Raw genomic sequence first — 20,184 nt, forward strand, 5'->3', positions numbered from 1 at the left:
TATATTTCTATATTTGTGTAAAAATTTAGAAATGACTTTGCATCAAAAAGAAGAAATAATAAAAAAAGAGTTTCGTATTCTGACGAGTTGGGAAGAAAAATATGAACATTTGATAAATTTGGGTAAAAAATTACCCAAAAAATCAAATGCGTTTAGATCAGATGAAAAATTAATTCCTGGCTGTCAATCTAAAGTTTGGTTGAATGCTGAATTGAGAAAATCACGTATTTTTTTTGAAGCAGACGGGGATGCTTTATTACCTAGAGGGATGGCTGCTCTTATGATTCGTGTATATTCAGGCCTTTTTCCTTTTGAAATCATTTCTTCAAACGCTAATTTTATTTATAAAATAGGATTTCAAACTTTTTTATCCCCTATTAGGGCTAATGGCATGCTTTTATTTTTAAAAAAATAAAATTTTATGCTATGGCTTTTCATGCCAAAATATCCATTGGCTTGAATGATCGAATTTAAAAAAAAATGATATGTTTCAAACTATTAATCCTGTAGATCATAACATTTTAAAAACTTATTATTTTCTATCTGAAAAGGATATTAGAACTAAATTATCTATAGCTCATCAGGCATACAAAAAATGGAAAAATTTTTCTTTGGATTCTAAAGTTCAATGTTTAACAAAATTATATTTCTGCATGCAGAAAACTATAGATGTTTTATCGTATTCTATAACCCAAGAAATGGGAAAACCTATCACTCAGTCTCGTTTAGAAGTGAAGAAAAGCATAAATTTATGTAAATATTATTGTCAACAAAAAGAATCCATTTTTTTTCAAAAAATATCTACTGAATATGAAAAATCTTATGTAAGATTTGAATCTATCGGCGCTATATTAGGAATCATGCCTTGGAATTATCCTATTTGGCAAGCCATAAGATCTACGATCCCTAATTTATTATTAGGAAATGTCCTTCTTATTAAACCAGCTTTAAATACAGTAGAATGTTCTATTATTTTAGAAAAAATATTTTTAGAGTCCGGCTTTCCAGAAGGTGTTTTTCAAATTTTGTTAATAGATATCTCTCAAATAGAATCAGTTATAAAAAATACGGTGGTACAAGGAGTAACATTGACGGGAAGTTCTTTTTCTGGAAGTATTATAGGATCATTGTCCGGTAAATATATTAAAAAATCTGTTTTAGAATTAGGAGGTAACGATGCTTTTGTAGTTATGAAAGATGTTGAAGATCTAAAAAAAACGGCAAAATTGGCTACGGAATCACGATTAAATAATACAGGACAAACATGTATTTCAGCAAAACGGTTTATTGTAGATAAATCTATAGTGGATGATTTTATAGATCTAGTAATCCAAGAAATGAAAAAATATCATAGAGGAGATTTATATAATGAATCAACTAAGATAGGTTATATATCCCGTTCTGACTTATCTGAAAAATTATATCAGCAATATAAGGATATCATATTCAGCGGAGGAAGAATTTGTTTAAAAACTAATAAAGATGGAAATTTTTTTTCTCCCTCTTTATTGAAGGTTGAAAAAGATAATTCTATAGTGAAAAGAGAAGAAATATTTGGACCAATAGGAATTGTTTCTGTTTTTTCTAAAGAAGTAGATATTCCTGATATTGTAAATAACACAAATTATGGATTAGGAGCATCTATTTGGACAAAAGATTTAGAAAAGGCAGAAAAATTGTCCAATAAAATTGATACAGGAATGGTATTTATTAATGATGTTGTAAAATCAGATGTACGTATTCCTTTTGGAGGAGTTAAAAAATCTGGATATGGGAGAGAACTATCTACTTTATCTATAAAGGAATTTTCCAATTGGAAAACAGTGATTATAAAAAAATCATAAATGTTTTCGCATCCTTGCAACAGGAATATGCATTTGATCTCTATATTTAGCTACCGTTCTTCTAGCTACTAAGTAGCCTTTTTTTTTGAGTATTTTAGATAATTTTTCATCGGTAAGAGGTTTTTTTTTATTTTCCTGAGCAATAGATTCTCCTAACAGTTTTTTGATTTCAATAGAGGAGATATCTTCTCCTTTTTTATTTTTCATTTTCTCAGAAAAAAAACTTTTAATCAAAAAAGTTCCATATGGAGTATTGACATATTTACTATTAGCTACACGAGAAACTGTAGAAATACCTACACCAATTTTTTGTGAAATATTTTTTAATATCATAGGTTTTATTTTAACTGGATCTCCAGTTAAAAAATATTCTTTTTGATAATCCATAATGGCATTCATTGTTAACATCAATGTATTTTGACGTTTTTTGATTGCATCTACAAACCATTTTGCTGAATCTATTTTTTGCTTTAAAAAAATAATGGTTTCCTCATTATTTTTCAATTTTTTTTCTTGTGTATAAGATTTTAACATATCTAAATATACAGAAGAAACCTTTAGTTCTGGTGTATTTTTTTGATTTAAAGAGAGTTCTAGTTCATTATCTAAAATACAAATAGTGAAATCTGGAATGATATGATTTAAATTTTTTGCATTTTCAGAATAAATTTTTCCTGGTTTGGGATTTAATCTTTCTATTTGATAAATAGATTTTCGTAAATTTTTTTTTGTTATTCCTAATTTTTTTTGCAGTTTTTGATAATGTTTTTTGATAAAAAATTCAAAATTGTATTGTATAATTTTTTTGGCTAAAATGACTTCTTGAGTCATTTTTTTTTTTTCTAATTGAATAAGTAGACATTCTTGTAAATTTCTGGATCCTACTCCTACAGGATCTAATTTTTGTATATAGTTTAAAATTAATTGTTCTATTTTTTCTGCAGAGACTGATATTCCAAGTATTAAAAGAATATCATCTACTATCGCTGGAATCTTTCTTTTGATATAACCGTTATCATCTATATTTCCTAATATAAAATCTGCTATTAACAGATCTTTTTCGTTTAAACGAAAAGTATGTAATTGATTTTTTAAATATTCTTGAAAAGAAATTCCAGAAATAATAGGAATCTGTTTTTTTACACCGTAATTTTGATGATTAACATTTTTTTTAAAATCTTCAATTTCATCATCATTTAAATATTCATCAAATTCAAAAATATCTATGGATTCATTTTTATCTTCCAAAAGATCAAAATCATGATCATTTTCTGATACTTCTGATTCTGAATATTCTTCTTCTAATTCTAAATCAGAACAAGTAGAATTTTCTTCTTCTAATGCGGGATTTTCTTCCAATTCTTGTTTCACTTTTTGTTCAAAATCTAAAGTAGATAATTGAACTAATTTCATTAGTTTAATTTGTTGTGGAGAAAGTTTGTGTTGTCCTTTTTGTGATAATTGCTGTTTTAACATAAGACAAATAAATATGTTTTAAAACTCTGCATTATTTGGAGTTCTTGGAAATGGAATTACATCACGAATATTATTCATTCCTGTGATAAACTGAACTAAACGATCAAAACCTAACCCAAATCCACTGTGAGGAACAGAACCAAAACGACGTGTATCTAAATACCACCAAAGTTTGTTTTTATCCGTGTTTGTATCTTTTATGCGTTGTAATAATATTTCATAACGTTCTTCTCTTTGAGAACCACCAATTACCTCTCCTATTTCTGGAAATAAAATATCCATAGCTCTAACTGTTTTTCCATCGTTATTAATTCGCATATAAAAAGCTTTAATACAAGAAGGATAATCGAATACAATAACAGGAATTTTATATTTATTGACCAAATATTGTTCATGTTCCGATTGCAAATCCATTCCCCAAACAACTGGATGAAAAAATTTTATATTTTGTTTTTTTTCTTCTTGAATAAGAATTTTTACAGCTTCTGTATAACTGATTCTTTTGAATGAAAATTTTAATATAAGCTCTAATTTATCCAAAAGGTGTTCTTTTTCCTTTTTTCTCCATTTTTTTAAAAATTCATTTAAAAATAATAAATCTTCCATGTTCTTATCAAGAACGTTTCTGATAATAAATTTTAAAAAATCTTCAGCTAAATTTATATTTTCTTCTAGATGAAAAAAAGCAATTTCTGGTTCTATCATCCAAAATTCGGATAAATGCCGTGAAGTGTTGGAATTTTCTGCACGAAATACAGGCCCAAATGTATACACTTTTCCTAATCCTAAAGCAGCTGTTTCTGCTTCTAATTGTCCAGATACACTTAAATAAGTTTTACATTTAAAAAAATCTTTTGTATAATCTATTGAATTTTCTTTTAAATCCATGGTAGTAATTTGAAACATTTTTCCACTTCCTTCACAATTAGAAGTCGTAATTATTGGAGTATGAAGGTAAAAAAATCCATTTTCATGGAAATATTGATGTATACAAAAAGCCATATGATGACGAATTCGCATAATACAGCTGAAAATATTTGTTCTAAAACGTAAATGAGCCTGTTTACGAAGTTTTTCAAAACTATGCCTTTTAGGTTGCAAAATAGATTTTTGAAGAATAGACGGATCTACAGATCCATATATGGTAATCTCTAAAGACTGCAGTTCTATAGATTGTTTTTTTCCAATACTTTCTGTTATGATTCCTATTACTTGAATTGAACTTCCAATTGTTATTTTTTTTTGAATTTCTTTTTCCAATTTTTTGGATAAAATAATTTGTAGATTTCTAATTGTAGATCCATCATTTAAAGTGATAAAAATAGAATAACGAAAAGAACGAATCCAACCTTCTACCAATACTTTTTTGTTTATAAAAAATTTTCCTTTATCTAATAATTCTTTAATTGAATATTTTTTTATCATTATATTCTCAGTATTTCTTTTTCTTTATAAAGGAAAAAATCATCTATTTGATGTATATATTCACTTGTTATTTTTTGGATTCGATTTTCTCCCGATTTAGAAAAATCTTCAGATATTTTTAATTTTTTTATATGTTGATTGTTTTTTTTTCGCACATTTCTTATAAGTATTTTTGCGTGTTCTGTTTGTGATTTAATTTTTTTCATCAAATTTTTTCTACCTTCTTCTGTAATAATGGGTAAATGTATATGAATAGATTCTCCTTTGTTGGTGGGCATAAAACCTAGATTTGCATCTATAATCGCTTTGTCTATATATGAAACAATGGAACGATCCCAAGGATGTATAGTAATATTCATGTTATCTACAACAGTAATATTTGCTACTTCTATAAGAAGGAAAGAACTTCCATAACACTTTATTTTTATTTTTTCCAAAATGGAAGCTACAGATTTGCTACCTAATCGTATACGATGAATTTCTTCTTTTAGTTGTTTCAAAATTTTTTCCATATCTTTTTTACAAGAAAAAAAAATATCGTTTAATTCATCCATAATTTTATTTTTTTTTGGAAACTAGAGTTCCTATTTCTTCACCACAAATTACTTTTTGTAAATTTCCTTTTCTGTTAATATCAAAAATAATAATCGGTAAATTGTTTTCATTTCCCAAAATAAATGCAGTTTGATCCATAACTTTGATTCCCATTTGATATACCATATCAAAGGATATATTTTTAAGTTTTTTAGCATATTTATCTTTTTCTGGATCTGTGGTATAAATTCCATCCACTCTAGTTCCTTTTATCAATACATCTGCTTTAATTTCTATAGCGCGTAAAACAGCGGCTGTATCTGTCGTAAAATAAGGATTTCCTAATCCTGCTACAAATATCACAACTCTTCCTTTTTCAAGATGATGAATAGCCCTATCTTTTCTAAAAGGTTCTGCTATTTGATCCATTCTAATAGCTGTTTGAATGGAAGCACATATTCCTACATTTTCTAAATACGACTGAAAAGCTATTCCGTTGATAACGGTAGCCAACATTCCCATATAATCTCCTTCAATACGATTTATAGTCTTTTCCTTTATTCTAGAAAATCCTCTAAATATATTTCCTCCTCCAATGACTATAGCTACTTGAGCTCCCATATCGACTACTTTTTTTACTTCTTCCGCATATTGTTGAAGACGAGTAGAATGAAGTCCAAACTCGTTGTTTCCCATCAAAGCTTCTCCGCTTAATTTCAATAATGATCTTTTGTACTTCATGAAAAAGATATTTATTCATTTTTTAGCATCAGAAAAAGGATATTATGGAAAAATTCCTAATTTTTCATAAGAATCTACAATTTTATTTATAGCAAGTACAAATGCAGCAGTCCGCATGTTTTCTATTTTTGATGATTTTTTGAGATCACGAATTTTATGAAAACCACTAATCATTGTATCTTCTAATCCACTGCGAACTAAGTCTATTTCTCTTGGTCCTCTCAATATAATTTTTTTTTCTTCTGTTGAAATTTGTTTGTTGCAAACACTCTCAATTACTTGTAATAATTCTGCATTCATATTTTCACTAAATCTTTTTTCCATGCGTCCATAACGTACGTGACTTAAATTTTTCAGCCATTCAAAATAGGAAACAGTGACTCCTCCTGCATTTAAATAAATGTCAGGAACTATAATGACTCCTTTTTTTTCCAATATTTCATCCGCTTCTGGAGTGATAGGGCCATTGGCCGCTTCTCCAATAATTTTAGCCTTGATACGATTTGCATTATTTTTATGAATTACATTTTCTAATGCTGCAGGTATTAAAATATCACATTCTAATTCTAAAGCATCTTCTGTATTTTCAATATTTTTTGCTTCTGGAAAATTTAATATAGATCCAGTATTTTTCAAATGGAGAATAACTTTGGAAACATTTAATCCCTTTTTATTGTAAATGGCCCCTTCTCTTTCAGCTAAAGCTACAATAATTGCACCTGCTTCGTGAAAAAAAGTAGCTGCATGATAACCAACGTTTCCTAACCCTTGTATTATAAATTTTTTTCCAACTAATCCAACATCAAGACCTACAGATAACATATCTTCTTTCATTCGACATAATTCTCTAATCCCATAAAAAACTCCTAATCCTGTCGCTTCTTTTCTTCCTCTTACTCCTCCTTGAGATACAGGTTTACCTGTAACACAAGCTAATGCATCGACTTCCCCAGGTCGAATAGATAGAAATGTATCAAAAATCCAACTCATTTCTCGTTCTCCAGTTCCATAATCAGGAGCAGGAACATCTATTCCTGGACCAATAAAAATTTTTTTAATCAATTCAGAAGTATAACGACGAGTTATTTTTTCTATATTATCTGCTGATATAGTTTGTGGATCAATTTTTATACCGCCTTTAGCTCCACCAAAAGGAACATCTACTATGGCACATTTGTAGGTCATTAAAGCTGCTAAAGTCATGACTTCATCTTGATTAACTTTTATGCTATATCTAATTCCCCCTTTGCAGGGAAGTTTATGATGAGAATGTTGAACTCTATAAGCTTCAATAACTTTAATTTCTTTTCCTATTTTCACAGGAAAATGCATTCGATATACAGCATTACAAGCTTTAATTTGTTCTAAAAGACCTTTTTCAATAGAAAAAAATCGTGCAGCTTTATCAAAATTTTTTTCAATACAATTAAAAAAACTATATGATCCAGTTTTATTTCGGTTGTTTTTTGACATAAAAAAGTTTTTACACATTTTTATACAGAATGCTATATTATCGAATACAAATCTACGTTTTATGTGCAAATTTTAATACAAAACTTGTAATATCTATTTTAGTTTTAAGTAAAAAAAATTTTAATGATGTAAAATATTTATTACTTTTTTTGGAACTATAATTAATTTCTTAAAAATTTTTTTTCTTAAAAAAAATTTTGTTTTTGGATGATTTAAAATCTTATTTTTTATTTCTTTTATTGAAATATTAGAATCAAATTCTTCTGAAAATTTCAGTTTTCCATTGAACATAATCGGATATGTTATTTGATCTTTCATTAGATACTTTGAATTGAAAACAGGAATTGGATAATGGAGAATAGACTTATTTTTTCCTAATTTATACCATAATTCCTCAGCTATATGAGGAGCAAATGGTGCTATTAATTGAACTAAAGGTTCTAATATTTTTCTCTTATTGCATTTTAACATAGTTAATTCATTGATAACGATCATAAATGAACTAATAGATGTATTGAAAGAAAAAGATTGCATCTTATCCTGTATTTTTTTGATGTGACTATGTAAAATTTGTAATTCTTTAAATGTTGGATCGATTTCGCTGACTTCAAATTCTTCATTTTTATGAAATAAACGCCAGAATTTGTTTATAAAATTTTTGACTCCATTTATTTTTTGATCGTCCCAAGGTTTGGATTGAGTAATAGGACCTAAAAACATTTCATAAATTCTAAATATATCTGATCCATGTTTCTCACAGATTTCATCAGGATTTATAACATTATATTTAGATTTAGACATTTTTTCTAATTTTCTTTTACAAAAAAAAATTTCTCCTTCCAATAAAAAAGTAAAAGAACGAAATTCTGGTTTATTTTCTTTAAATTTTTTTATATCTAATTCATTATTCTTTTCCTTTATTAAGGAAAGATCTACATATACCTCTTGATATGTATTTTCTTCATTTCTTAATCCATAAGATACAAAAGTGTTTTTTCCTATAATTTTGAGTATAGAAGCAGAATTACTGAGTATCATTCCTTGATTTAATATTTTTTGAAAAGGTTCTTCAGTTGTAATCCATTTTCTATCTTTCAAAAATTTGTTCCAAAATCTTGCATAAATTAAATGTCCAGTACTATGTTCAGATCCTCCAATATATAAATCAACATTTTTCCAATAATTTTCTTTTCTTTGATCAATAAAAAATTGATGATTATGAACATCCATGTATCTAAGAAAATACCAACTAGATCCGGCCCAACTTGGCATTGTATTGGTTTCCAACGGAAAGACATGTTTATGATCAATCAATATATTTGGTACTATTTTCATATTTTTTTCATCCCAAGCCCAATTTTTTGCTCTAATTAATGAAGATTTTCCATTTTTAGGATGATAATTATCTATTTTTGGAAGAAGAAGAGGTAATTGATCTATAGGAATTGTTTTTGGTATTTTGTTTTTAAAATAAATAGGAATTGGTTCTCCCCAATATCTTTGTCTAGAAAAAATAGCATCACGTATTTTGTAATTTGTATTTTTCTTTCCTATTTTTTTTTCATCCACTAGTATTTCGATTATTTTTTCTCTGGCCTGTTTTTTATTTAATCCATTTAAAAAATCAGAATTCATACAGATTTCATCTTCATAAATTTTATGAATTTCTAATCCAAATTTTTGAGCAAATTTTTTGCTTTTTTCTTCATGTCCAGGAACTCCTATCGTAGATTTTGTATGATTATCTACAGAAAAATAGTTACTGATGTAAATAGGAATTTGTTTTTTTTTAATGAATGGATGAAAAACATAGTTTCCTGTAAAAATTCCCGAAATGTTTTTTTGATTTTCACAAACAGAAATTCTTGCATAAGATATGTTAAAACATTTTTTTTTATGAAAATGAACTCCTATTTGATCTGCAAGTGGATGATCTGTAGATATTATAATAAAAGTGATTCCAAATATCATTTCTGGACGAGAAAGAAACAATTCAATTTCGTTGATTTGATTAATGGGGTACATCATTTTTAATGAAATGGAAATTCCTATTGATTTTCCTATCCAATTCAATTGCAATTTTTTTAGGGATTGAGGACAATCAATCCTATTTAATCCCGTTATTAGTCTTTCTGCATATGCACTAATTCTTATGTGCCATTGCAACATTTTTTTTTTATAAACCGGATATCCTCCTCTTTGACTTTTTCCATTTTTTATTTCATCATTCGCTAAAACAGTTCCTAAATCTGGACACCAATTGACTATATTGTTGCATAAGAAAGCTAAACGATAATCTAAAAGAATAGATTCTTTTTCAGAAATGCTTAAATTACTCCATGTCTTTGAATTAAATTGACACTTATAAGAAGTACTTGCATTAATAAAATAATTTCCGTTTTTATTAAATTCTTGAATTAAAAGATTTATAGGTTTAGCTTGTTCACAGTTTTTGTCATACCAAGAATTAAAAATTTGAATAAACATCCATTGAGTCCAACGATAATAATTTGGATCGCTAGTACATAATTTACGATTCCAATCAAAAGAAAGTCCTATTTTATTCATTTGTTTGATATACTTCTGTGAATTTTTACGAGTAGTCTCATAAGGATGTTTTCCTGTTTGAATTGCATATTGTTCTGCTGGTAATCCAAAAGAATCAAATCCTATAGGGTTTAAAACGTTATATCCTTCTGCACGTTTATATCTTGCATAAATATCTGAAGCAATATACCCTAAACAATGTCCTATATGAAGTCCTTCTCCAGAAGGATAAGGAAACATATTTAAAATATAGTATTTCTGTTTATTGTTTTCCTGAGTATGAAAAATCTTATGTTTTTTCCAGTATATTTGCCAACGTTTTTCTATTTCTTTAAAATTATATTCCATTTTTATTTTAAACTTTATTTATTTATATAAAAATTGATTGCGTAATTTTATTACGCTGAAATGAATCCATCATATAAATATTCAAATAAATATTCAAATAAATATTCAAAAAAGAGTTTCTACAAAAAAAGAAAAAATGTTTAATGAGCATCAAGATTATTTAAACAATGATTTGAATAATCAAACTATTAGCAGATTAATTAAAATTATTCATCATAATCCAAATGATGTAATAAAAATATTTAGTTTGCTAAAACTATGTAAAGCGATTTCCGTTTTTAACGGATTGGATTTTTCTATAAAAAAAAAAATTATAGAAGAGTTACCTTCAATGAAAAAGATGGAAGTTCTGAACAACTTGTCAGTCAACGATCGTCTTTCTTTTTTAGAAAAAATTCCTAAAAATCTATTAAAAGATTTAATTAAATATTTAAATCCAGAAGAAAAATGTAAAACGTTAGTATCATTAGGGTATCCAGAAAACAGTATAGGGCGTTTTATGATTCCATATTATATTACGATTCCAAAAACTTGGAATGTCCAAGAAGTTTTGGACTATATACGAAAAGAAGTAAAAAATAGTGATGTCATAGAAATTGTATATATAGTAGATCAAAAAGGAAAATTAATAGATGATGTAAAAATTAGAGAATTTTTACTGGCGGATCCGAATACAAAAATATCCGATTTAATGAATAATAGTCAATATACTGCGGTTTTAAATCTTACAGATACAGAAGAAGAAGCTTCCAAAATATTTTCTATAAATAATAGAGTCTCACTTCCAGTTATTGATGATCAGAATTTTTTGTTAGGAATAGTAACTGTAGACGATATTTTATGGATTTTAAATGAAAATTATAGAGAAGATCTTCAAAAAATAGGTGGGATGGAAGCATTAAATCAATCTTATCTCAATGAACCTCTATATCGATTGATCAAAAAAAGAGCCGGATGGTTAATTTTGTTATTTATAGGAGAAATGTTAACAACAACAGTCATGCAAAAATTTTCAAGTGTTCTTGAAAAAGCAGTAGTTCTTGCATTGTTTATTCCCTTGGTTGTTTCAAGTGGAGGAAATAGTGGTTCTCAAGCTGCAAGTTTAATTATTCAAGCAATGGCTTTGGGAGAAGTGAAAATAAAAGATTGGTGGATAGTTATGCGAAGAGAAATTATTTGTGGTTTTTTTTTAGGTAGTATTTTAGGTTTAACTGGTTTTATACGTGTAATTGCTTGGCATAATATGAATTTATTTAATTATGGACCTCATTGGATATTAGTTGGATTAACTGTTTTTTTTTCTTTGATTGGAGTCGTTTTATGGGGAACGTTGAGTGGTTCTATGTTACCTTTTATCATCAAAAAATTTAGAGGAGATCCCGCAAGTTCTTCTGCACCTTTTGTTGCTACATTAGTAGATGTGATTGGATTGATTATATATTTTTCTATGTCTTATATTCTTTTACGTGGAACTTTATTGTAAAAACATATTTCTACAATTTTCCAGAACTGTTTTAAAATCTTCTGGAATTGGACATAAGAAATGACATTTTCCATTTCTAGGATGAATAAAAGAAAGAGAAATAGCATGTAATGCTTGTCTTTGCAAAATTTTTAAACAGGTGTTTAGAAATTCTATGTTTTGATTTGAGCATTTTTTTTTCATAAAAATTCTATTTCCACCATAAATGGAATCATGAAATAATGGATGTCCTAAATGTTTGAAATGAGCTCTTATTTGATGTGTTTTTCCTGTTTTTATATTGCAAGAAACATATGTTAAATATTTAAATCTTTCTAATACTTTGTAATGTGTCACAGAAAACTTTCCTTTATTGAATTCTTGATTTTCTTGTTTAAGAATTGTCATTTTTTTCCTATTTTTAGGATCTCTTCCAATAAAACCAGTTATAGTTCCTTTTTCTTCAATCAAATTACCCCATATTAAAGCTATGTATTTTCTTTGAATCGTTCTAGAATAAAATTGTTGAAACAAATGCTTTTGAGAATATTCATTTTTCGCAAAAACCAATAAACCTGATGTATCTTTATCTAATCTATGAACTAATCCACATCTATAGAGGTTGAAATTATTCAAATTTGAATTTGTTAAATGATATTTAATGCCATGAATTAATGTTCCTGTTTCATTTCCAAAACCAGGATGGACTACCATTCCTGCAGGTTTATTGACTACAAGGACATCTTCATCTTCATAAAGAATATCTAGATTGATTTTTTCTGCAGTAATATTTTTATATTCTAAGTGATCTAGAACACTAGGTATGGAAATTTCTATTTCAACAAAATCCAAAGGCTTTATTTTATAATTTTTTTTTACAATGTTTTTGTTGACTAAAATTTTTCCTGAAGTTGTCCATTTTTGGATTTGATTTCTACTTATATTTTGTATATAATTTTTCAAAAATTTGTCAATACGAATTTCTTTTTGATTTTTATTTGTAATAATTTTAATTTGATTTTTATATGTAGATTTGTTCATTCAATTTGTCGGTATAATTTCTTTTTTTTCTGTTTTTGTTTTTTTGTCTATCTCTTTTTCTTCTATTTTTTTGTCTATTTCTTTTTCTTCTATTTTTTTGTCTATTTCTTTTTCTTCTATTAAATCATCCAATAATTCTTTTGAAGTTAACCACAATTCAATAGATTTATTTTTATCCTGAATTTCTCCAGGAGAAGGTTTCTGACGATATACTTTTGCATTTTTATCAGGATCTATTATTGGATGATCATAGTAAAAATTAATAAAACGAAATAATTTTTCTTTTAAAGTTGAAGTAGCAGCATACAATGACATTCCAATTACATTTGGAACTACTAAATTATTGTTTTCATATCCTTTTCCAATTATCAAAGTGATTCCATCTTGGTTAGTAGGAAATATGTATCCAGATTGAATTAATTTGTTTTTATAAAAGACTTTTAAAACTGTATCTTTAGTCTGATCATTAATGTACCTAATTTCTTTAACGGGGATCTGATTAGCATGAAGCAATTTTATTGCAATGGATTTATTTTTATTTATGATATTAGGTAAAATAGTCGTATTATATTGTGATTTATAATTAACTTTCAGATATATATGTCTTCCTTCTTTAACATGATCTCCAGCTTCTGGGGAAAAAGAAATAATTTGATTATTCCTCAAATTAGGATCATAATGCGATGTATCTATATCATATTTTAATCCTAATTTTTTCAGAATAGATATAGATTGAGATAAAGTCAAATAACGCAAATTAGGAACTACCACATACGATCCATGTTTTGTGTAAATATCAGCCCATTTTAATGCAAAATGAGTGATCTTGTATAAAAAAAATATGGCAATTAATAAATTAATAATGAATATTACAAAATACTTTGAATCATTCATGAAAAAATGTTTCTTTAAATATAAAAAATCATTTCTATATTTCTAAAAATAAAGATTAGTCATGAAAAAAATAGCTGTTATTATGGGTGGATATACAAAAGAGTCTGCTATTTCACTACAAAGCGGAAAAGTAGTTTATGAAAACTTATGTAGAGAAGAATTTGAACCTTATAAAGTCTATATTTTCGAAGAAAAATGGTTTATGAAAGATGAACAAAATAAAGAATATACTGTTGATAAATATGATTTTTCGGTCGATATAGGAAGTAAACGGATACAGTTTGATTGTGTTTTTAATGCTATTCATGGGACTCCAGGAGAAGATGGTCTATTACAAGCTTATTTCGAATTGTTAAGAATACCCTATACAGGATGTAATTTTCATCATGCTAATATGACTTTTAACAAAAAATATTGTTTAACTTTATTAAGACATTTTGGGATTAATACAGCTGTATCTATTTTTTTAAATAAAAATCAAATTTTTTGTAAGGAAAAAATTTTAAAAAAAGTAGGACTTCCTTGTTTTGTGAAACCTAATAGATCTGGTTCTAGTTTAGGGATCAGCAAAGTTTATGAAGAGACAGATTTATTCAATGCAGTAAAAAAAGCTTTCAAAGAGGATGAAGAAATTATTATAGAATCCTTTCTTGAAGGAAGAGAAGTGTCAGTAGGGGTTTTTTCGTTTAAAAATAAAATTTTTGTTTTACCTATAACAGAAATAATTAGTCAAAACGATTTTTTTGATTTTGAATCTAAATATTCTGGAAAATCTCAAGAAATAACCCCAGCAAAATTGCTTCCAAGTATTCAAAATAAAATACAAGAAATTGCAAAAAAAGTATATAATTATTTAAATTTATCAGGGATATCTAGGTCTGAGTATATAATTGTCAATGGAGAACCTTATTTTTTGGAGATCAATACAGTACCAGGTCTTTCGGAAGAAAGTATTTTTCCAAAACAATTGAAAACAGCAGGGATCTCTTTGTCATATTTTTTTAAAAATTGCATCAATTATTCTATTGAAAAAGCAAAAAAATAATTACAATTTGCAATTGCATTTTTTTTTGCAAATTTTTTTTTCGTCTGAAAAAAAGTTAATAAATTTTTTGATTAAAAAAATAATGGAACACAAAAAAAATATCCCTATTATTAGATATTGATACATTTTATTTTAAAATTTGATATGTTAAAAATGAAGCTATATAAGCTAGTAAAGTCATAAAAACAAATTGTATAATGGGCCATTTCCAAGATTTTGTTTCTTTTTTGATTATAGACAATGTACTCATACACTGCATAGAAAATGCATAAAAAAATAGTAAAGAAATTCCTGTAGCTAAATTATAAATAGGTTTTTTTGTGATGGGGAACACTTCTTTTTTCATTTTTTCTTTTAAAAAATTTCCTTTTTCTTCTATTTTATATACAGAAGCCATAGTGCTCACAAAAACTTCTCTCGCTACAAGAGATGAAAGTAATCCTATTCCAATTTTCCAATCATATCCTAATGGATGAATAACAGGTTCTATTTGTTTTCCGATTATTCCTAAATATGAATGAGATAATTCTTTTTTTTGCATATATTTCAATATGCTTGAGTTTTTAGATGAAAAATTTTCTGAAGGACCAAAAGTTCCTAAAACCCAAATTAATATATTAATTAATAAAATCATTTTTCCTGCATTGAGAATAAATGATTTAAGATTGATCCATAAAGTAATAAATATGTTTCTGAATATAGGAAATTTATAAGTGGGAATTTCCATAATCAGGTGACTTTGATAATTCTTTTTCAAAAATTTGTGTAAAATCATTGATACACTGAACGCAGATAGGATTCCTAGTAGATACATAGCCATGAGAGCGATCCCTCTTAATTGAATGAAATACCATCTGTCATTCGGTATGATTAAAGATATAATTAAAGTGTAAACAGGTAATCTTGCAGAACAGGTCATGAAAGGGGTAGCTAAAATAGTAATTAAACGATCTCTTGGATTTTCAATATGTCTAGCTGACATGATAGCTGGAATAGCGCAAGCTATACTAGAAATCAGAGGAACTACACTTTTTCCATTTAATCCAAAAGGACGCATGATTCTATCCATTAAAAAAATAACTCTGCTTATATAACCACTTTCTTCCATAAGAAGTAGAAAAAATAGTAGTATAAAAATTTGTGGAATAAAAGAGATAATAGTACTAATTCCAGGAAAAATTCCTTGTAATAAAAAATTATTTAAAGGACCTGGATAAATAGTTTCTAGTTTTTTTTGAATAAAAGAAAAAAAAATTCTATAAATTCTTTGGGAATTTCTGACCAGAAAAAAACACACTGAAAAATAGAAAAAATAAAAAAAAAGAAAAAAAATAAAATAACCCCAAAAAGGATGAACAATTAAATTGTTATCTATTTTCTTAGAAAATTCTAAATAATTTTTTTCTTTGTCTGAAACGAATTCGGAAACTGTTTCGGAAAAAACTTTTCCTATTTCTTCATATCTATTTAATGTTTCCTTTATTTGTAATCTTTTGGATACAATATTGTGTTTCTTTTTTATGTTATTTAAGTCTTCTTTTTCTTTCAAAAATTTTCCATTATAAGCTAAATAATACCAAGCTTTATAAGTAGTTACTTTGTAACTATTTTTTACATCATTAATAGCGTTAAAATAACGTAATCCTGGATTGAAAAAATCAAATTTTTTTGTTTTTTTATCTAAATTTTTTATTTCTTTTTTAACTTTTTCCAATCCTATTCCTTTTCTTGCATTGATTAAGACGATTTCTGTTACAAGAAATTTTTTTAGTTTTTCTATATTAATGGATATTCCCTTCTTTTTTGCTTCATCCAACATGTTCAATATAAATAAAACAGGAAATCCTAAATCTTGCACTTGTCTAAATAAAAGAAGACTTTTTTTTAGATTCGAAGAATCTGCCACTACCATAATTTTATCAGGATGATCCAAATCATCCATATTATTAAGTAGTTCGCTAACTACTTCTTCATCTTCAGACGAAGGATATATGCTATAAGTTCCAGGAAGATCTATAATTTTATAAGATACATTTTCATAATAAAAATATCCTATTTTTTTGTCTACTGTGACTCCTAAATAATTCCCCACTTTTTGATTCAGTCCAGTTAATTGATTGAACAAAGAAGTTTTTCCTACATTTGGATTTCCAATAACTGCTAATTTAATTATTCCTCTTTGCATTGAATAGGTTCTATTATAATGTTTTCGGCTTCTTTTCTACGTAAAGCTAAACAAGATTGATTATAACTTATGCATAGTGGATCATAAAAAATAGAAACAAAAAGTATTTCGAATTCGACTCCAGGTAAAATACCTAATTCTAACAATTTGATAGGGAAATCTTCGTTTTTATATCCCTTGATAATTCCTTTTTCTCCTTTTTTAAGATTAGATAAATTCAAAATTTTTATATTTTTATGTTTAATAAAGAAAAATAGAAAATAAATTTTTAGTAATGAAAAAAAATGAAATAAAGGTTTAAATTTATCTCTGCTTATTTTTTTTAAGTTTTGGAAATGATATCCATTTTGGTTAGATCTATACAATTGCTGCTTAGCATTTCTATATTAATTGTTATTCATGAATTAGGTCATTTTATTTTGGCTCAAATATTTAAAGTAAGAGTAGAAAAGTTTTTTTTATTTTTTGATCCTTGGTTTTCTCTTTTTAAAAAAAAGATAGGACACACGATTTATGGAATAGGCTGGTTACCTTTAGGTGGATACGTAAAGATATCTGGAATGATGACAGATGAAAAAAACGTTTCTTCAAAAGAGAAAAAGATTGAAAAAAATTGGGAATTTCGTTCAAAGTCAGCAATTAAAAGATTATTAATTATTTCTGGTGGTATTCTTTTCAATATATTATTATCGATTTTTATTTTTTCCTGTTTATTATTCAAATATGGAGAAACATATCTTCCCACAAAGAATGTTAAATACGGTATAGAGGTTGATTCTTTAGGAGAAAAAATAGGATTTCAAAATGGAGACAAAATTTTATTTGTAAATGATAAATATATTCCATATTTCAATGATATTCCTAAAGCAATCCTTCTGGGAAATTCTGTGACTGTAGATCGTATGGGTAAAATTATAAAATTGTCACTTAATAACAATAAAAAAAGATTTTTTTTTGATAGAAAAGAAATCAGTTTTTTTATTAAACCCCGTGTTCCTCCTATTATAAATTATGTAGTCAAAAATTCAAAAGCGGAAAAATATGGTTTAAAAAATAATGATGAGATATTAGCTATTAATTCAGAATTCATTCTTTTTTCTGATCAATTAAAGGATTTGTTATCAAAATATAAAAATGAGAATATAGTCATCTCGATTAATAGAGACGGAAAATTTCTTCAAAAGGAAATTTTTATAGATTCAAAAGAAATATTGGGTATTTACTTAAAAGATTTTGTGGATTTGGATCAAATTTTTTTATTTGAAAAAATAAACTATTCTTTTTTTGAGAGCATTCCTCATGGAATTAGAAAATCTTTAGATGTTTTAAAAAATCAAATATTTTTTTTAAAAAATGTTTTTCATATAGAAACTAAAGCTTATAAACAAATAGGAAGTTTTTTTTCTATGGCTAGAGAATTTCCTTCTAAATGGAACTGGTATGTTTTTTGGACTTTAACTGCTACTTTGTCCATTTGGTTAGCTTTTTTGAATTTATTTCCTATTCCATCATTAGATGGAGGTTATATATTATTTATTTTAATAGAAATGATCACAAAAAAGAAAATGAATGAAGAAATTCTTGAACGTTGTACTGTCTTTGGATTTATAATAATTAGTTTAATTATGGTTTTTATTATTATTTGGGATATTTTTAAAGTATTTTTTTCTTGATGTTTTCAAAAAAAAAAATATGATCGGGAGTAATTCCTATATCTATTGAGAGATCGTTCTCATGAATATCTATAATCTTCTTGATAGGAGAAAAAAAACTCAAACCTATTTTAATAACATTTTTTTTACATAAAGGAATAAATCTGTCATAAAATCCTTTTCCATAACCAATGCGATAACCTCTTAAATCAAATATTAATAATGGAATAAATATTATTTCAATAAAATAAGGTGAAACTACATATTTGTGTCTAGGAACAGGTTCCAAAATTCCATAATTGTTTTTTTTCAATAAAACGTTTTTATCAAAAAAACAATTTTCTATAGAAATCCGATTAAAATTAGAACATGGTATAGTTATATATTTTCCTCTTTTTAATAAGAAATTTACGAGGATAAATGTATCCACTTCTTTATATTTTCGTATAGGTAAAAAAATATGATAATATTTTCTTCCCCAAATAAAAAATATTTTTTTCATCTGAAAAAAAATTTCATAGCTTTTATCAAATACCTCTTTTTGAGATAAAGATTGTCTGTAACAAAAATATTTTTTACGTAATTTTTTTTTATTCATTATTGTCAGCTGCAATAGTTTTTGAGAATTACATCATCTACAAAATTTTCTAATATTTTTGTTACTTCATTAGGTTTTTCTATATGGCCCATATGACCTGTAGGAATTTCAATAAAATCAGTTTGATTCCCATTTTTAGCTTCTGCACGAATTTTGTTTGCATCAAGAATTAAATCGTATAAACCAATTATATATAATTTCGGAAATTTAGTTGTTTTTAACAAAAACCTTTTATCATTTCGAATGGACATTCCTTTTAAAAAGGAAATGACACTATTTACAGAAGTGGATAAAGCTATTTTTTTCACAAAAAAAATTTCTTCTTGCAAAGAAGAGAATTTATTAGGATTAAATAATTTAATCATACTAGTATCTACAAGAAGAGGATAATTGTTGATTGCTAGTTGTATAGATTGCATTCTGCTTTTTTTTTTATCATCGGAATCTGATTCTGCTGTAGAATGAAGTAAACATAATCCTAAAAAAATATCTGGATATTTTTCTGCTAAAGCTAAAGCAATATAACCTCCCATAGAATGACCAACAAAAACTGCTTTTTTTATATTTTCTTTTTCCACAATTGTTTTTACAATTTCTGCAGCTTTTTCCATAGTAAAAATGGTCTCATGATTTAACATAGAAAAACTTTTACCATGACCTGGTAAGTCAATTGATAGAACTCTATATTTATTAGAAATTTCGGAAAATATATAATTCCATATTTGTAAACTTTCCATAAAACCATGTAATAATACGATTGGAACTCCTTTTCCTTCTATCTTAAAATTTGTTTTTTTGTAGATATTCTCCATATTCATATGAAAATTAAATGCAATACTTTTATAAATTAAAATTTTTAATTGTGAAAAAACAATTGTTTGATTTGATTCAAAATACGTTTTTATTATTCAAAAATGAA

17 protein-coding genes are annotated in these 20,184 nt (G+C 26.4%); 5 read left to right on the forward strand and 12 right to left on the reverse strand.

The genetic code is table 11. The features are described from left to right. Positions 1-13: 13 nt before the first annotated feature. Together BLBBGE_RS00570 and BLBBGE_RS00575 are read left to right on the forward strand one after the other, a co-directional pair. Positions 14-415 carry a SufE family protein gene (locus BLBBGE_RS00570; RefSeq protein ID WP_343203858.1) on the forward strand — a complete coding sequence of 134 codons (402 nt, stop codon included), beginning with the start codon at positions 14-16 and terminating at the stop codon, positions 413-415. A 70-nt stretch (positions 416-485) separates the two neighbouring features. Then, complete coding sequence (locus BLBBGE_RS00575; protein WP_012840662.1) at positions 486-1,844, forward strand: aldehyde dehydrogenase family protein; 1,359 nt, start codon at positions 486-488, stop codon at positions 1,842-1,844. Here BLBBGE_RS00575 and rpoN read toward each other — a convergent pair. From rpoN to leuS, 6 genes are all read right to left on the reverse strand, one after another. Further along, positions 1,839-3,320 carry an RNA polymerase factor sigma-54 gene (gene rpoN, locus BLBBGE_RS00580; RefSeq protein ID WP_012840663.1) on the reverse strand — a complete coding sequence of 494 codons (1,482 nt, stop codon included), beginning with the start codon at positions 3,318-3,320 and terminating at the stop codon, positions 1,839-1,841. The two genes, BLBBGE_RS00575 and rpoN, sit on opposite strands and share 6 nt — an antisense overlap. 18 nt (positions 3,321-3,338) lie before the next feature. Next, a complete protein-coding gene (gene asnS / locus BLBBGE_RS00585) occupies positions 3,339-4,745 on the reverse strand; it encodes an asparagine--tRNA ligase (RefSeq protein WP_012840664.1) in 1,407 nt (468 codons plus the stop codon). After that, positions 4,745-5,299, reverse strand: a complete 555-nt coding sequence (gene frr / locus BLBBGE_RS00590) for a ribosome recycling factor (RefSeq protein ID WP_012840665.1) — start codon at positions 5,297-5,299, stop codon at positions 4,745-4,747. The genes asnS and frr overlap by 1 nt, the downstream gene beginning before the upstream one ends. Before the next feature lie 4 nt (positions 5,300-5,303). After that, positions 5,304-6,020, reverse strand: a complete 717-nt coding sequence (gene pyrH / locus BLBBGE_RS00595; RefSeq protein WP_041936673.1) for a UMP kinase — start codon at positions 6,018-6,020, stop codon at positions 5,304-5,306. 42 nt (positions 6,021-6,062) lie between these two features. After that, positions 6,063-7,493 carry a Glu/Leu/Phe/Val dehydrogenase gene (locus BLBBGE_RS00600; protein WP_012840667.1) on the reverse strand — a complete coding sequence of 477 codons (1,431 nt, stop codon included), beginning with the start codon at positions 7,491-7,493 and terminating at the stop codon, positions 6,063-6,065. Between the two features lie 120 nt (positions 7,494-7,613). After that, on the reverse strand, positions 7,614-10,388 hold the full coding sequence (leuS, locus tag BLBBGE_RS00605; RefSeq protein WP_012840668.1) for a leucine--tRNA ligase: 2,775 nt from the start codon (positions 10,386-10,388) through the stop codon (positions 7,614-7,616). A 136-nt stretch (positions 10,389-10,524) separates the two neighbouring features. Here leuS and mgtE point away from each other — a divergent pair, with 136 nt between their 5' ends. Continuing rightward, positions 10,525-11,871 (forward strand): magnesium transporter, encoded by a 1,347-nt coding sequence (gene mgtE, locus BLBBGE_RS00610; protein WP_012840669.1) that lies wholly within the window; start codon positions 10,525-10,527, stop codon positions 11,869-11,871. Here mgtE and BLBBGE_RS00615 read toward each other — a convergent pair. Together BLBBGE_RS00615 and BLBBGE_RS00620 are read right to left on the reverse strand one after the other, a co-directional pair. After that, positions 11,863-12,891 carry an RluA family pseudouridine synthase gene (locus BLBBGE_RS00615; RefSeq protein ID WP_012840670.1) on the reverse strand — a complete coding sequence of 343 codons (1,029 nt, stop codon included), beginning with the start codon at positions 12,889-12,891 and terminating at the stop codon, positions 11,863-11,865. The genes mgtE and BLBBGE_RS00615 overlap by 9 nt on opposite strands. Then, on the reverse strand, positions 12,892-13,785 hold the full coding sequence (locus tag BLBBGE_RS00620; protein WP_012840671.1) for a PASTA domain-containing protein: 894 nt from the start codon (positions 13,783-13,785) through the stop codon (positions 12,892-12,894). It abuts the gene before it with no gap. A 61-nt stretch (positions 13,786-13,846) separates the two neighbouring features. Between BLBBGE_RS00620 and BLBBGE_RS00625 the strand changes: the two genes are divergently transcribed. Continuing rightward, positions 13,847-14,830, forward strand: a complete 984-nt coding sequence (locus BLBBGE_RS00625; RefSeq protein ID WP_012840672.1) for a D-alanine--D-alanine ligase — start codon at positions 13,847-13,849, stop codon at positions 14,828-14,830. Between the two features lie 127 nt (positions 14,831-14,957). Here BLBBGE_RS00625 and feoB read toward each other — a convergent pair whose 3' ends face one another. Both feoB and BLBBGE_RS00635 read right to left on the reverse strand, forming a co-directional pair. Further along, a complete protein-coding gene (feoB, locus tag BLBBGE_RS00630; protein WP_012840673.1) occupies positions 14,958-17,015 on the reverse strand; it encodes a ferrous iron transport protein B in 2,058 nt (685 codons plus the stop codon). Beyond that, positions 17,000-17,236: a FeoA family protein gene (locus tag BLBBGE_RS00635; RefSeq protein WP_012840674.1), complete on the reverse strand. Its 237-nt coding sequence runs from the start codon at positions 17,234-17,236 to the stop codon at positions 17,000-17,002. The genes feoB and BLBBGE_RS00635 overlap by 16 nt, the downstream gene beginning before the upstream one ends. Before the next feature lie 114 nt (positions 17,237-17,350). On the opposite strand from BLBBGE_RS00635, the gene rseP reads away from it, so the two are divergent. Then, positions 17,351-18,688, forward strand: a complete 1,338-nt coding sequence (rseP, locus tag BLBBGE_RS00640; RefSeq protein WP_041936674.1) for an RIP metalloprotease RseP — start codon at positions 17,351-17,353, stop codon at positions 18,686-18,688. Here the strand turns inward: rseP and BLBBGE_RS00645 are convergent. After that, positions 18,669-19,265 carry a 5-formyltetrahydrofolate cyclo-ligase gene (locus BLBBGE_RS00645; RefSeq protein WP_012840676.1) on the reverse strand — a complete coding sequence of 199 codons (597 nt, stop codon included), beginning with the start codon at positions 19,263-19,265 and terminating at the stop codon, positions 18,669-18,671. The two genes, rseP and BLBBGE_RS00645, sit on opposite strands and share 20 nt — an antisense overlap. Before the next feature lie 5 nt (positions 19,266-19,270). Further along, complete coding sequence (locus BLBBGE_RS00650; RefSeq protein WP_226989462.1) at positions 19,271-20,083, reverse strand: alpha/beta fold hydrolase; 813 nt, start codon at positions 20,081-20,083, stop codon at positions 19,271-19,273. Positions 20,084-20,184 lie beyond the last annotated feature (101 nt).

The organism is Blattabacterium sp. (Blattella germanica) str. Bge (assembly GCF_000022605.2).
Classification (GTDB): Bacteria; Bacteroidota; Bacteroidia; order Flavobacteriales; family Blattabacteriaceae; genus Blattabacterium.